This window comes from Nitrosomonas sp., from assembly GCF_022842015.1.
Lineage (GTDB): Bacteria > Pseudomonadota > Gammaproteobacteria > Burkholderiales > Nitrosomonadaceae > Nitrosomonas.
On the sequence record NZ_JALHQJ010000075.1, the window covers coordinates 1 to 14,821 of the forward strand.

At 41.8% G+C, this 14,821-nt stretch carries 13 protein-coding genes and 2 rRNA genes; 3 read left to right on the plus strand and 12 right to left on the minus strand.

Annotated features, from left to right (window positions below; translation table 11 throughout):
• Positions 1 to 177: 177 nt before the first annotated feature.
• The 3 genes from Q0C11_RS12430 to msrB (Q0C11_RS12440) form a co-directional block, all read right to left on the minus strand.
• Positions 178 to 405, minus strand: coding sequence for a hypothetical protein (locus Q0C11_RS12430; protein WP_293008445.1), 228 nt, complete (start codon positions 403 to 405; stop codon positions 178 to 180).
• 102 nt (positions 406 to 507) lie between these two features.
• Positions 508 to 1,923 (minus strand): Na+/H+ antiporter NhaC, encoded by a 1,416-nt coding sequence (gene nhaC / locus Q0C11_RS12435; protein WP_293008447.1) that lies wholly within the window; start codon positions 1,921 to 1,923, stop codon positions 508 to 510.
• An 8-nt stretch (positions 1,924 to 1,931) separates the two neighbouring features.
• Positions 1,932 to 2,399, minus strand: coding sequence for a peptide-methionine (R)-S-oxide reductase MsrB (gene msrB, locus Q0C11_RS12440; protein ID WP_293008449.1), 468 nt, complete (start codon positions 2,397 to 2,399; stop codon positions 1,932 to 1,934).
• A gap of 30 nt (positions 2,400 to 2,429) precedes the next feature.
• On the opposite strand from msrB (Q0C11_RS12440), the gene Q0C11_RS12445 reads away from it, so the two are divergent.
• Entirely contained in the window at positions 2,430 to 3,584 is a 1,155-nt protein-coding gene (locus tag Q0C11_RS12445; RefSeq protein ID WP_293008451.1) for an RNA methyltransferase, read from the plus strand.
• Positions 3,585 to 3,794: 210 nt separating this feature from the next.
• On the opposite strand, the gene Q0C11_RS12450 is transcribed toward Q0C11_RS12445, so the two are convergent.
• The 6 genes from Q0C11_RS12450 to msrB (Q0C11_RS12475) all read right to left on the minus strand — a co-directional run bounded on the left by Q0C11_RS12450 (position 3,795) and on the right by msrB (Q0C11_RS12475) (position 10,148).
• Entirely contained in the window at positions 3,795 to 4,106 is a 312-nt protein-coding gene (locus Q0C11_RS12450) for a hypothetical protein (protein ID WP_293008453.1), read from the minus strand.
• A gap of 171 nt (positions 4,107 to 4,277) precedes the next feature.
• The gene (locus Q0C11_RS12455; RefSeq protein ID WP_293008455.1) at positions 4,278 to 5,816 is read right to left on the minus strand and encodes a M10 family metallopeptidase; all 1,539 of its coding nucleotides are present in this window, start codon (positions 5,814 to 5,816) and stop codon (positions 4,278 to 4,280) included.
• A 171-nt stretch (positions 5,817 to 5,987) separates the two neighbouring features.
• Positions 5,988 to 7,754, minus strand: coding sequence for a DUF4214 domain-containing protein (locus Q0C11_RS12460; RefSeq protein ID WP_293008457.1), 1,767 nt, complete (start codon positions 7,752 to 7,754; stop codon positions 5,988 to 5,990).
• Between the two features lie 82 nt (positions 7,755 to 7,836).
• Entirely contained in the window at positions 7,837 to 9,000 is a 1,164-nt protein-coding gene (locus Q0C11_RS12465) for a cupin domain-containing protein (protein ID WP_293008469.1), read from the minus strand.
• Positions 8,963 to 9,529 (minus strand): peptide-methionine (S)-S-oxide reductase MsrA, encoded by a 567-nt coding sequence (gene msrA, locus Q0C11_RS12470; protein ID WP_293008459.1) that lies wholly within the window; start codon positions 9,527 to 9,529, stop codon positions 8,963 to 8,965. The genes Q0C11_RS12465 and msrA overlap by 38 nt, the downstream gene beginning before the upstream one ends.
• A 91-nt stretch (positions 9,530 to 9,620) precedes the next feature.
• Entirely contained in the window at positions 9,621 to 10,148 is a 528-nt protein-coding gene (msrB, locus tag Q0C11_RS12475; RefSeq protein WP_293008461.1) for a peptide-methionine (R)-S-oxide reductase MsrB, read from the minus strand.
• A gap of 304 nt (positions 10,149 to 10,452) precedes the next feature.
• Here msrB (Q0C11_RS12475) and Q0C11_RS12480 point away from each other — a divergent pair, with 304 nt between their 5' ends.
• Both Q0C11_RS12480 and tilS read left to right on the plus strand, forming a co-directional pair.
• The gene (locus tag Q0C11_RS12480) at positions 10,453 to 11,421 is read left to right on the plus strand and encodes an acetyl-CoA carboxylase carboxyltransferase subunit alpha (protein WP_293008463.1); all 969 of its coding nucleotides are present in this window, start codon (positions 10,453 to 10,455) and stop codon (positions 11,419 to 11,421) included.
• The gene (gene tilS, locus Q0C11_RS12485) at positions 11,390 to 12,742 is read left to right on the plus strand and encodes a tRNA lysidine(34) synthetase TilS (protein WP_293008465.1); all 1,353 of its coding nucleotides are present in this window, start codon (positions 11,390 to 11,392) and stop codon (positions 12,740 to 12,742) included. Before Q0C11_RS12480 ends, tilS begins: the two co-directional genes overlap by 32 nt.
• Positions 12,743 to 13,233: 491 nt before the next feature.
• Here the strand turns inward: tilS and Q0C11_RS12490 are convergent, their stop codons facing one another.
• The 3 genes from Q0C11_RS12490 to Q0C11_RS12500 all read right to left on the minus strand — a co-directional run.
• The gene (locus tag Q0C11_RS12490) at positions 13,234 to 14,178 is read right to left on the minus strand and encodes a S49 family peptidase (RefSeq protein ID WP_293008467.1); all 945 of its coding nucleotides are present in this window, start codon (positions 14,176 to 14,178) and stop codon (positions 13,234 to 13,236) included.
• A 178-nt stretch (positions 14,179 to 14,356) separates the two neighbouring features.
• Positions 14,357 to 14,469: ribosomal RNA gene (rrf, locus tag Q0C11_RS12495) — 5S ribosomal RNA — on the minus strand.
• Positions 14,470 to 14,582: 113 nt separating this feature from the next.
• Positions 14,583 to 14,821 (minus strand): 23S ribosomal RNA (locus Q0C11_RS12500); the annotation flags it as partial.

A 14,821-nucleotide genomic window follows, 5' to 3' on the forward strand; every position in this document is an offset into this window, starting at 1 on the left:
TCGACCTTGGGGTTCAAAGTCAAGTCATTTGTCATAAAATTACCTTCCAAAACCCATGGCCTCTCCTCCCCTTTTCACCCTTTTCCCCTTTACTCACAATAGCTAAAGGGGTAATCAATACTTCTCCAAATTTCTTGGAATCTTTCCATCCAACGAATACGAAAATTCTTAATGAATCTATCTCATAATACTAACCAATAAGATATTTACTAAAAATATAATTATTCCAAGCATTAGCCATCTCTTTCCTGCTGTTTTCATGTCTGGATGATCTTTCCTATAATAGGTATATCCCGTCGCTATACCTACAATGGGAAAAATTATAGTACCCACAATAATGACAATATTCAATCCTGCCGAAACCGCAGGCTTTTCATTAACTATTTTTTTCTCGTTTGTTTCCATAACATCAATTAAAAATAAGCAAACTGGAGAATTGAATTTATTTTCAGAATGAGATGACCGAATCTTTGATACAGCACAAGATAACCATCAATTGTATTAATATTACCGCACTCTCTGTAGCAGTCCAACCCCCAAGATCGCCATAACGATGGAGACAAAAGGATTTAGCACATTCAATAAAGCATACATTGCATAATCTAGCGTTGGGACTCCCAGTGTAACAGCATAAAAAGTACCCGCTGTGGTCCAAGGAATCAATCCGGTTGTTAAAGTAGAACCTTCTTCCACCGAACGGGATAATACGGCTTGATCTAATTTTTTCTCCTGATATGCGCCTTTAAATAACTGACAATTAAGAATGATCGAGATATACGCCTCACCCATTGCCATATTGCCGAAAAACCCCGCCACAATGGTGGTGGCAATTAATGCACTAACACGCCGAATACGCGTGATGAGTTGCATCAACAACACGCGCAGAAATCCGGCATGATGCATAATGCCGCCCAGTGCAAGCGCCATGATGGACAATAATAATGTCCAGGCCATACTATACATACCACCGCGCCCAAGCAACGCATCGATGCTTTCAACACCGGTGGTTCCCGGCGAATTCAACCACAATGCATTGATCACATCGACCCCATCCTTGCCCTGGTACACCACAGCAATCAACATCGCCAAAAGAATACTGCACGCCATACTGACTTCCGCGGCATGGCGCTGGACACTCAAGCCAAACATCAGCAACAACGGCAGCAATGTCACCCACAGATCTAGCTGGTAAGCACCCGCCAATGCGCCACGGATTTCATTAATATGGTTTCTGGATAAGGAATTTTCACCATATTGCATTCCCCATACAAAAAAAACGATCAGCACGATGATAAATGTCGGCAAAGAGGTATAAAGCATCGAACCAATATGCCGGTAAAGGTTGGTCCCTGCGCTCATAGCGGCAAGATTAGTGGTATCGGAAATGGGCGACAATTTGTCGCCAAAGGTTGCACCGGAAATGATCATTCCCGCCACCAATGGCAGTGGGATACCCATTGCATCACCGATGCCAATTAGCACTACACCAATAGTTCCAACAGTTCCCCATGAAGTACCGGTAGCTACCGACATTAAGCTACACAGCACAAGTCCTATTGCCAGGAAGATGCTGGGATTGAGCCAATCCAGCCCATAATATAATAAGCTGGCGATAGTTCCACTTTGCATGAAACTGGCAATCACCATTCCGATCAACAGAAAAATATAAATCGCCGGCAATGCTCTAGTGATGCCTTCATCCATCATGCGCCGTATAGCGACAAACGAATAACCCAGTCCGCGCGCTTGCAAACTAACCCAAATCAACGCCAAAAAAATAAGCGCGTGCAAACTAGCTTGCCAAACAAACAATCCAAATGAAATCAGCAGCAATACACCAGCGAAGCAAACCATCGCATGAAAAAATGACGGCAACGGATGGATAGTTGATAATTCTTCTATCGATACATCTTTTTCAGTCATCGGCTACTTTATTTCGGCACTTCATTTTCAAATAATATCATCCAATTACCATACCCCATCGCCTGTAAATCTTCTTTTCTGATAAATCTCAGCGCCGCGGAATTAATGCAATAACGCTGGCCCGTGGGAGCCGGTCCGTCGTTAAAAACATGGCCTAAATGACTGTCTGCATATCGGCTTCGAACTTCGGTACGCGGCATCCAGAGCTCACAATCGGTCTTGAATTGGATATACTGCTCATTTATCGGCTGATAGAAACTCGGCCAACCAGTACCCGAATCAAATTTATGAATCGACGCAAACAGCGGCTCACCCGAGACAATATCCACATAGATGCCTGCGGCCTTGTGATCCCAGAATTCATTTTGAAATGGCGCCTCGGTATCTGCGTGTTGCGTAACCTGATATTGAAGTGTCGTCAAGTCACTTTTCAGTGATTCGGAATCTTTTTTAAAATTTTCATACGGATTGGCCATCACGGTTTTTCCTTTTCCACTCAATTATTAATGATGAAATTCACCGGTACAGTTACTCATTTATCGCAAAAAGGCTTGGGTGTCGTCAAAAATGCTCAGAACAACATATCCTACTTTGTCTATGGCACTTGGCCGGGCGATAGCGGCGAATTTGAGATCATCAACAAACCACTCAATAATAAAAAATTCGCCTACGCCAAATTGACCCATCTCATACAACCATCCACACGTAGAAAAATACCCGCGTGCCCACATCTTAGCCTGGAAGAAAATGCCTGCACCGGTTGTCCTTGGATGATTGCCGATTATACAAGCCAACTTGAGCAAAAAAGAAATCGCTTTATGTATGCGATGGAAAGGGTCGGATTTGACACCACTCAACTTACCGTTAGCCTTGTTCACCCTGCTCCACAGCCGTATGGTTATCGCAACCGCTGCCAGGTAAAAACCGATGGCGTGCAACTGGGTTTTGTATCAGAAAACTCATATCAAATTGCACCGATCAAAGATTGCATCGTGCTCAATGATTCCTGTAGAAATTTATTAAAAACAGCTATTCAGAAATTACCCAACACGGACTGGCAAGCCGATGTCGGCCAAGATTGGAATTTCATCGAACTGGACGATGACATGCAGGCAGATGAAATTCTCATTAATCAGAAGCGTCTTTTTAAACAAGGAAATACCGCACAGAATACATGGATGCAAGCCTGGCTAAAAGAAAAACTTGCCAACAATTCCTGTTCCGGAAAAGTCGTGGAGTTATTTAGTGGTTCCGGTAATTTCACACAAATCATCGCAGAATCCAGCTGTACCACGATCACCGCCTATGAATCTGAGCGTAACTCAATTCAAGCACTCAATGCGAAAAATCTACCTAATGTAACAACTCAGGTTACCGATCTTTTTAAACCCATGGTCTGGAATAGTATTAAAAAAAATGTCATCGATGCAGAAACCTTAGTGCTCGACCCACCTCGCTCAGGAATAAAAAATTTGTATGGCTTCTTCGACAGTTTCGTTTCTTTAAAAAAGATATATTACATCTCCTGCCACCCTGAAACCTTCGCCCGGGATGCCAGGACTTTTCATGAGCAAGGTTGGTCCATCGTAGACATTCAACTCATTGATTTATTTCCACATACACCGCATGTCGAAGCATTAGTGGAATTTATGAAGCCATAAAATTGATAAAATTCACTTACTGAGACCTTTGCAAAATTCAACGAATTTCCAAATTCGTTACGATTTCTGATTTTCGGGGTATTTTTTAGTCATTTCCTTGCTGAAAGCACGCGAACAATCACTTTCATTGGCCATTATCGGCACAAAAGGCGCATTTGACCTATGATTGCAATTGTATCTGCCTATTAACATACAATCTGGGCAACCTTATCAGGTTGTATGCCATAGCTTGTAAAATATGCCAGGCATGTACTTTGGCTTTGCCCTAGTAACGCAGCACCTGGCTCCAAACCAGCGTGCTTCTGTATCTACACCGGGCTGAATCACTTCAATAACGCGCATGGCTGCTTTCGCCTCTTCTTCATCGTCCCGACATTCCCGGTCAGTAACCACTTCATACAAAGGCTTGGTCTGTGGTGCGCGCGGGCTGTGCGTGACACTGGCGTCAACATGACAACCCTGAGTCACCTTGATGTCGTACCTCTGGATATGTTGATTGATCTTTTCCAGCAAACTATCCAATATGACTCAAATCATTATCGTATTATCGCCCACACCTAAAAATCACTCTAGCCGTGCAAAATTCTTAATAAAGCACCCCGCCGCAAGCAGCGGGGTATTAACCGCGCTCTTCAACCTGCTGGTTTTCAACCAGCTTTCGCCCCAAGGGGCGGGGAATTTAACCCGAAGAGATTAAATATACGCAAGGCCCGTTTGCGTGAGCGCAGTTAAATCAATCTGTTGCACATTCACCCCACTGTCTGCGGCCAGTATGGCTAAAGAACCAATTGATATTTGACCATCATCAAGCATATCGACGTAAAGGGATTTCTCACTTTGTGTTGGAGCATCTCCGAAAAGATTTTGCCACAGCAAAGTTACAATCTCATCGTGACGAATGATATTTTTAGCATTAATAGCGAATTCGCCCAACTGTTCGTAGCTCAAGCCTTCATCAGCTTTGGCCAGACCGATGCCGACATATTCCTGATTAGTGACAGCAGAAGCGCCATATACCGCGCCGAGCAGCTTTGCAACCTCGCCTGCATGATCATCAAGATCCAGTGCTAACCCAATGTCATCGAATTCTACGCGCTCAATATTCAGCAGTGTATCTTGGTTGCCGGGATCTGCATTAGCAGCGATTAAATAATTATCAGATGTTTTACTGATCGTGAATTGATTGCGTGGAGACCCGATCAGTACAGTATCAATCCCTGATCCACCATCCAGACTATTACTGGCACCGTTGCCAATGAATGTATCATCTCCTTGACCACCAATCGCATTTTCAATCGCCACATGATCAGCAATCCAAATATTATGAATTGGCGAGCCAATATTTACGCCATTAGATTGCACGTATACCGGCTGACCTATTTGCGAGGCACTGCCCGGATTCAGGTCGATTAGGCTCGGGATTGCACCCGCATAATGAATAGTATCGGAAGAACCACCTGCGTCCCAGATAGTTTCGTGATAGATATTTGCATCATCGAAAGTATAAGTATCATTGACAACATGATAAAAATTGTTAGCCCCATACAAAAACTGCATGGCAGAAATATCGAGCACCATCGGCGTAGTGGGATGAAACGAAAACTCTGTACCTACACCACCTTCCAAGTTTGAGTAGGTATAACTCATGACGGTATATCGGGTGTTATCCAGATTTGCCGGCAGCACGGTTTGTGACAGGTCATCAGGATCCACAAACGGATGCTTGAGACCCAAGGCATGGCCAAGTTCATGTAAGATGGTTTCAAAAGAAATACTACCTGAATCCCAATCCTGAAAACGAAGGAGACCTTGAGTGTTAATCCAAATATCACCCGCCAAAACACTGGGACTGGGAAGATATGTCCAAGCAAGTGTTAACTCATCGGGATCTTCAGTATAGGCTGCACGTATGTCGCCGACTTCCCCGGGTGTTTCCGCCACCTGCACAAAATTTAAATTAGCCACATTAGACCATTGCTGCAGTGCTTTCACAAAATTTGTTTGATCAGTTGTGGTAAGTGGAGTGGCAGCGCTATTCCACGGTTCGCCCTCACCGAACTGAAAACCATATCCGCTCGAAAGCGATGACCAGAACAATGGATCGTTGCTGGCTGGAAAACTATATGAAATCGTTGCACTTGCCCAGCGAGAACTGCTCAATAGTGAGTCAATCGTAATGTCATTGGCCGTATCAATGGGAGTGGTTTCACTAGAGGTAAAGGGTGATGGCATTATAAGTCCCGAAAAATGACGAATCCAACTATTTGCAGCGCAAATTAGCAGAATTTAATTCTGCCTGTCGCCTGTTTAGCGCATGGATGATTCTGTAAATTCCATCTCAGGTTTCCATTCGTTCAACGAAAGTAATGCATAAAATATATATTTTTCTCAATCAATTGCTCATTACACAAATTCCAGCCCTGCCGTCGCTAATCCTATGAGATTGATATTACTGGCATTGATTGTTGAATCCGCCGCCAGTATACCGAGGCCGACTTCCGTGTATGCGCCATTCTGGAGTAGTCCAACATAGTAATTCAAATCACTGGTCGATGGTGCAGTACCTACCACGTTGGTATATAACAAATTAACGATATCATTATTGCTGGCATTCACTCCTCGTTTGGTACTTATGGCTAACTCCATCAGGTTACTATAGCTCACTCCGCCATCTAGCAATCCTAATCCGATTCCCACATATTCTTTGTTTGCAATCGAACCCGCACCAAATACTGCGCCAAGCGTTTTAGCAACGATGCCGGCATTACCATCGACATCCAATGCAAGACGTTCGTCGCTAAAGCTAATCCGCTCAATCTCGCTTAGCGTATCAGTTCCTTCTATGTTGGCGTTATCGTGAATAATGATGCCACGATCGGCGTTGCGAGTAATTGTAAAGTCGCTGCGGCTACTAGTATAGATCGCTGTATCTATACCCTCTTGCCCATTGAGAATATCATCCCCATCTCCACCGTTCAAGCTATCGTTGCCCCCCCCTCCCGTGAGAGTGTCATTGCCATTTTCTCCGTCAATTACATTATCGAGTGAATTGCCGATGATCTGGTCAGCCGCTGCCGAACCGAAGGCTTTCTCGTACTCCCCATAGAACCAGCGCAAATTGGCAGGATCCTTACCCAAGGAAATAGCATTTTGCGCATCATAAGTACTCACCGACACTCCGACTAAATGAGTAGCGCCAATGATGTTAACTCCCATATTTAAGTAAGCGCCACCAGTATATTCTGATAGATCGACAGTATCGATACCACCTGTATCGAAATAGGTGCGATACCCAGCTGTGCCCACTGTGATCGTATCATTGCCTGATCCGCTCGTTCCTGTTCCTTCACCATAAGCCTGTTGCAGTGCAATCACATCCAGAATCATCGGAGTATAGGCCTGAAAAGTGACGTTTGAACCAGGCAGCAAGGAATGCTGATTATCATATGACATGATCGTGAAATATTCTTTGTACATGTCTTCTGCACTGTTAGTGCGAAAGCCAAGCTGTGAAAATCCCAGATCTTTGGTAGCAGTGTAATCTGTGGTGATAGTAGGTGTACGAGCACTAATATTATATGCGCTATGCGGATGAGAGAAACCCAGCGAGTGCCCCAGTTCATGCATCAGCGTTTGCCGGGCGCGTGTATTTAAATCAAGCGTTAGATCACCATTGAATTTTGGTGCATAAGCGTTAAGAAAAATATCACCTGCCCCTCCTGTATAGTTAAACAGAAACTTATCCGCATTTCCCCCGGAAATTCCGGCAAAATTCACGTCAGAACGATAAATCCAGTTGATGTTAATATCAGAAACATCAGCTCTGCCGACATCTTCAGGGTTTGGTGTAGTATCAGTGCTGCTTGCAAGGCTGTCATAGTCTCCTACCCACTGAAAAGTAATATTTGCAAATTGCGAGTAAGCCTGCAGAATTGTTTGAATATTGCTTTCCATACGCGTAGTCCATGCAACCTCGTTTGCGCCTCTAGTATAAAGTATTGAGTTGAAGTTAGAATAACTTGGATTCAGATAATCGGCTTGGCTAAAGTTATCTGAAACAGAAACGCGAATTGCACCACTGAGTTTGTAATTGGGTAAGCCGAATGCATCAAAGTTGAACATGGCTTTAGTAATAGCGGTATCCGGTGTATAAGCGATATTGGTAGCCATATTTCCCCCCTTGTGATCTGATTTATCAGATCACAATTCGCACAACTAATTCAAGCAACACGTTATAATTTGCAAGCAAGCTCTATTCAATCACTTCGATATACCCATTGATATACCACTGATAAAGTACTTCCCCAGCTTCTTCATTTATACTTAAGGGTGGCAAAATCTCTTGATCGTTAGCAAGCTTAACCAAGAAATGGTATGCGCCATCACCAACCTCATAAATTTCACCATTCATGAATAACTTATTAGCACCACTTAACATTCTACTTTTTAGGTTAAGCCGTATACCATTCTTCATAATTTTTCGTAGAAATAAATCTGAAGTCAGAGGATTTGTTGATTGTTCAAAAAAAATATGTGATTTGGGCTCTGAAAGATAAATACCGAGAAAGTTTTCAATATCATTGCGATTCCATTGTATCTTTTTTAGAATTGAATTCACTTGAGACAGCATTGCCGCGTTAATTTTTGATGGATAAGCCTGCAATTGCAAATCAGGGTCTGAATATCTCCCCTCCGCAGCTAAGTTATCTTGCAAATAAATTAGAAATTGCATCATTAATTCATGGAAACTAGGTGCACGGAAACCAATGGAATAAGTCATGCAATCGGTCTCTGCGATACCGTTATGAGCGTATTTTGGAGGCAAATAAAGCATGTCGCCAGCATTAAGTACCCACTCTTGTTCTGGTAAGAAATTCCTCAATATCCTAAGTGGTGCATCAGCAATAAATTGATCATCCTGTTGAGCGGATATTTGCCAGCGCCTGGAACCCATACCCTGTAACAGAAACACATCATAGGAATCAAAATGTGGTCCGATTCCACCGCCTTTCGGCGCGTAACTCACCATTAAATCATCCAGGCGAGCATGTGGAATAAAGCTAAATTTTTTTAACAAATCACGAGCAGAAGGAAGAAAATAATTCACTTCTTGGACGAGTAAAGTCCATTGTTTTTTGGGCAACTTGACAAAGTCATGATCGCTCAATGGGCCATGCTTAAGATGCCATTTTCCCTTTTTCTGAACAACCAATCGGGATTGCGCATCTTCAGCACACGCTTGATTTATCAGCTCATCACGTGTTAACAAACCATTAAATCCAGGTAATGCATTTTTGATCAGCAACGGGCGTTTTTGCCAGTAATCTCTTAAAAAAACTGTGGGAGTAATGCCTCCCAATAAATCAGGTTTAATTTTATTAATGTTGCGTTCCCCACAATTCTTCCAAGCGCGTATCCCGTCCACAATTGTTCCGGTAATACTTATATCGCAACGGATTCTTTTGGTAATAATCTTGATGATAGTCTTCAGCTCGATAAAATTCCGTTGCTGGTAAAATTTCAGTCACTACTGGCTTAGTAAATCGTCCTGACAGGTCAAGTATCTTTTTTGAAACTTCAGCCAGTTCTTTTTGCTCAGAATTTTGATAAAAAATTGCACTACGATATTGCGCACCAGAATCACAAAACTGTCGATTAGGCGTTAGTGGATCAATTGTGAGCCAATAGGCATTCAATAACTTAGAATAGTTAGTTTTCGTTTTATCAAAATAAACCATGACTGCCTCAATATGCCCCGTTTTTCCGGCGACCACTTGTTCATATGTTGGATCCACAACCGTACCACCAATATAACCGGATATCGTTGATACTACCCCTGCCATTTTGTCGAAATCAGACTCGGTACACCAAAAACAACCGCCTGCAAAAATTGCGGTATCTAAATTCTCATTAGTCAAATAAGTAGACTCTGATTCTGCAATCATTGAATCAATTTGTTGACAACCACTCGCAGATATCCATAAGAAAATTACATAAAAAAAATACCGTAGATGAAAAACTCGCTCCCACATAAATTTATCCCCTCAGCGCCGGTAGTTGATTTGCTTTTTGGACAAATTTTAGCGCAACTCCATTATTGCACCATCGTTCCTTTCTGGGCGGCGGGCCATCCTTAAAAACATGCCCCTGATGCCCTCCACATCGTGCACAATGATACTCTATCCGCAAGATAATCAATTTAAAATCACGTTTAGTACCGATATGCCCAGCAATAGGTTGTGTAAAGCTTGGCCATCCAGTTCCACTTTCATATTTATGCTGACTCTCAAACAAAGGCAAATAGCACGCAGCGCATATGAAAGTCCCTTCTCGATGTTCATGATTCAACTCACTACTACCCGGATCCTCAGTATGCTCATTAAATAATACCCGAAAAGCTTCAGGAGACACTAAGTCACGCCACTCTTCATAAGGCTTTCTCAGTCGCTCAACCACTGCACCACTAATAGCTTGAGCAAGTGATTGATCAGGGATAAGAAGTGCCGCGGCAGGTAATGCAGCAGCTAAACTGATTCCCTGGAGAAAAAAAGTACGCCTATTCATAAAAAAACTCCTCACATCGTTGATATCGGTACATAGCAAAACTGTTGAGCAATAGCAAGCAAATGAAAGCTGTAATTTACAATCAATTAATTGAAGTAAAAGGCTAATTTTAAGATCATTGTTGCTTTGGTTATTTTCCAATAAGTCATACCGCCAATTAAACACTATTGGTTAACTCTATCGCTCCACATAAATTTGAGACTATTGACCAACATTAAGTTTCAAACACACTCTGCACTCTGTGCATGCAGATTCTTCTACAAATCCTGTATCATCACGATTTTAAGATTATATCTCAGCCTACATGAAAATAACTTTTCTGGAATTTGAGCAAAGTATTGCTGAATTTGAATCAAAAATTGAGGAATTACGCTTCGCACAAGATGAATCTGCGCTGGATATCTCAGCAGAAATCGCGCGTTTGCAAATTAAAAGCCAGTCACTTACAAAGAATGTTTATGCAAAATTGACTCCTTGGCAAATATCACAAGTTGCTCGGCATCCGCAGCGTCCTTACACACTGGACTATATAGAACATTTATTTACAGATTTCGAAGAGTTACATGGGGATCGTAATTTTTCTGATGACCATGCTATTGTGGCTGGTTTGGCTCGTTTTAACGGCCAAACTATTATGATAATTGGGCATCAAAAAGGACGTGACACTAAGGAAAAAATCTACCGGAATTTTGGCATGCCAAAACCGGAGGGGTATCGTAAGGCTCTGCGTTTAATGCATTTAGCAGAGAAATTTTCTATCCCTTTAATTACATTTATTGATACCCCTGGAGCGTACCCAGGGATTGACGCAGAAGAACGGGGACAATCAGAAGCTATTGGCAAGAATCTCTATGTCATGGCACAACTCAGAATTCCCATTATTTGTGTAATTATTGGAGAGGGTGGATCAGGAGGAGCCTTAGCAGTAGCAGTGGGTGACGTGATTCATATGTTGCAATATTCCACTTACTCTGTGATATCCCCGGAAGGTTGTGCATCAATTTTATGGAAAAGCGCAGAGAAAGCTCCTGAAGCTGCTGAAATCATGGGCATCACAGCTGATCGGTTAAAATCATTTAATCTGATTGACGGTATAATTACTGAGCCTATCGGTGGAGCTCACCGTAATTATCCAGCAACCATGCATGCGGTAAAAAATGTTTTACAAGAATCTCTATGTAACCTCCAGGAATACTCTATCGAAACACTCCTAGAAAAGCGTCTGGAGCGGCTTATGACATATGGTTCATTCAAGGAAGTTAAAGTCGATTAATTTCTTGCGTAACATTCGGGACGTATTATTTACACACATTAAACCAGGCGACCATTTAGCTGTCGCTCTGAGCGGCGGTGTCGATTCAGTTGTTTTGCTGCATATACTCGTCACACTATCCAGAGAAATACCTCTCACGCTATCGGCAGTACACGTCAATCACGGCATAAGTAGCAATGCAAACCTTTGGAGTAAATTTTGTTGTCATCTGTGTCATGCTTATGGCGTCTCTATTTACATTGCTTATTTAAAAATCAAGAAAGAAAAAGGTGAGAGCCTTGAAGCAAGAGCCCGAGAAGAACGATATCGTGTTTTCAACCAGATACAAGCAAATTATGTGGTATTAGCGCAACATTTGGATGACCAAGCAGAAACATTATTATTACAATTATTTCGTGGTGCTGGCATAAAAGGGTTATGTGGCATGCCCCTAGTCAGAAAACAACCATCGATTGCAGCACCGCAAATACTGCGCCCATTGCTAGAAATTTCTCGTGACGAAATAGAAGCTTATGGGCGATTAAACAAATTGAATTGGATCAATGATGAAAGTAATGACAGCATTATTTTTAATAGAAATTTTCTGCGTCATGATATTTTGCCGATATTAAAAAAGCGATATCCTAATTACCCTAAAACATTACTACGTACCAGCCGCCATTTTTCAGAAGCGTCATTACTGCTAGATGAATTAGCCATCATTGATAATGAGCATTGTGTGGTTTCAGGAAAAATTCAAATCAATCACTTACGTCTGCTTAGCTTTGCTCGCGCTAAAAATCTATTACGTTACAACTTATTACAACAAGGTATAACACCTCCGAGCACAGTAAAATTAGAAACCATTCTGCACCAGATTTTGTCTGCAGGACCAGACAGTCAACCCTACATTAGTTTTGGCAATACTGAAATTCGCTGCTACAAAGGCTCAATTTATATCTTACCCAGTACAACTTCTCTTCAAAGCTCTGCACACTATGTTTGGAATGGGGAAGCACATTTAGTATTGAGCCATTTTAATGGCGCTATCCGTTTTGCAGAAGTAAAAAATCAAGGCATTAGTCAAAAGAAAATATCCACTGAGTTAATCACTATTCGTTCACGAAGGGGCGGCGAACTTTTTATGCCGGCCTGCAATCGTCCGCGAAGAAGCTTAAAAAACCTACTGCGGGAAGCATCAATTCCACCATGGCAACGTAACACAATACCTTTAATGTTTTATGGGGAGAAACTGATATGGGTTCCTAGTATCGGCGTTGATTGTGAATTTCAAGTAAAATCCGACGAATTAGGAATCTTACCTATATGGGATTCTATGTAACAGTAGAAAATTGTGAGCTTTAAATCACGAACCCTCATATCACTTATAGGGCCTAATAGACTCAGACAACCCAGTTAAGAGAAAATAATCATAATAGAGGAAAAATGGGAGCAAGAAAGCTGTGCACAATGGAATTCAAATTCGACACAAATAGCCCAGAGTAGATTGACTGGTTCAACAATCGCTGACTACTGAAACCAATTGTAAATATTCTACCGGCAGAATTTGAAATGGCAGATTATCGTCAATTATAAGGATCAGCTCATGCTGCTTGACTCATATTAAAAAATCTCCGAAAAAGCCGGGCCAATTCAGTTTTGACTATCTTTCTCTGTCTTCATCGTTTCTCTTTCTTTAGGGTAACGATAAACCCAAAAGCCTCTTAAACAAACAATCACGCTATTTTATCCAACTTTGGGTAGCAGGAACAGCTGCGAAACTTGATTGCAGCACTTACTTGAATCCATCCTTCGTTAAGAATCACAGTTTATTTAGTAGATTGTCCACTTTGCGTCAAATACAAGATTTGAGATGATTTGGCTAAACCGCTTGGAAAATACATCTGAAAATCCCTCGCGAGGGGTAAAGTCGGTCAGTGTTTCTGCTTTAATAATTTCACGAGCGACATACTCTGCACTACCCATTGCATCAGCAAGCCCTAAATCAATACTTTTTTGGCCAGTCCAGACAATCCCACTAAATATATCTGGATTATTCTTCAAACGATCTCCTCTTCCCTCCTTAACTACCTGAATAAACTGCTCATGAACTTCACGTAATAATTTCGTTGCATGATCTATTTGAGTTGGGTCCAACGGCGAGAAAGGATCTAGAAAGCTTTTATTATCCCCAGCAGTTAGTAAACGCCTTTCAATACCAAGCTTCTCCAAAGTCCCCGTAAAACCAAAACTATCCATCAATACACCAATGGATCCAATCAGACTTGCTTTATCCACAAATATTTTATCTGCAGCGGCTGCAATATAATATCCCCCAGAAGCGCATATGTCGCCAACAACCGCGTAAAGAGGAATATCTGGATATTTGACACGCAAACGGCGTATCTCATCGTTAATATGTCCTGCTTGGACTGGACTTCCTCCAGGACTGTTTATTCGTAAAATAACACCCCTTGTATTTTTATCTTGAAATGCAGATCGGAGGCTGCTATTTATCTTATCAGCACTGTTCATACCATCAGCAGTAATCGTTCCACGTAAATCTATCAACGCACTATGCTTGTCTGCTAATCTAACTTTTCCATCATCAATCCAGCCCAATGCAAAAAATAATAAAACAAAAAGATACAGAAAAGTGATTAGCTTAAAAAAAATCCCCCACCTTCTCGCACGCCGGTGCTCATTTAAAGAAGCTAAAGCAAGATCTTCCAGTAAATGTCTTTCCCAATTATCTTTTTTAATATCAGATTCATTCATAATCGCTTTACCCTCCGAAAAAGAAGTTAAGAACTTACGATAAAATTTAGTAAGTCATGTACGTTCAATGTGATTTCAATCAGATTAACGTGAATTATTGAATAAAAAGAATTGAAATTATTATTGCATAAAAACAAAAACCCATCACAAGCTAGAGTGATGGGTTTTTTTGAGAAGTGCCTGGCGGTAACCTACTTTCACATGCGAAAACACACTATCATCGGCGCAGCTTCGTTTCACGGTTCTGTTCGGGATGGGAAGAAGTGGGTCCAAAGCGCTATGGCCGCCAAGCGTAACTTATAAATTAAATGATATCATCTAATCATTTAATTTTGGAAAAGTATTTAGGGTTAGAATAATTAACAAAATTCTCTTTTAATTAATTATCAAATTACTATAGTTATAGGATCAAGCCGCACGGTCAATTAGTATCGGTTAGCTTAACATATCGCTATGCTTACACACCCGACCTATCAACGTCGTAGTCTTCGACGAACCTTTAGGAGGGTTAAACCCTCGGGAAATCTCATCTTGAGGAGAGTTTCCCGCTTAGATGCTTTCAGCGGTTATCTCTTCCGCACATAGCTACCCGGCGATACGACTGGCGTCATAACCGGTACACCAGAGGTGCGTCCACTCCGGT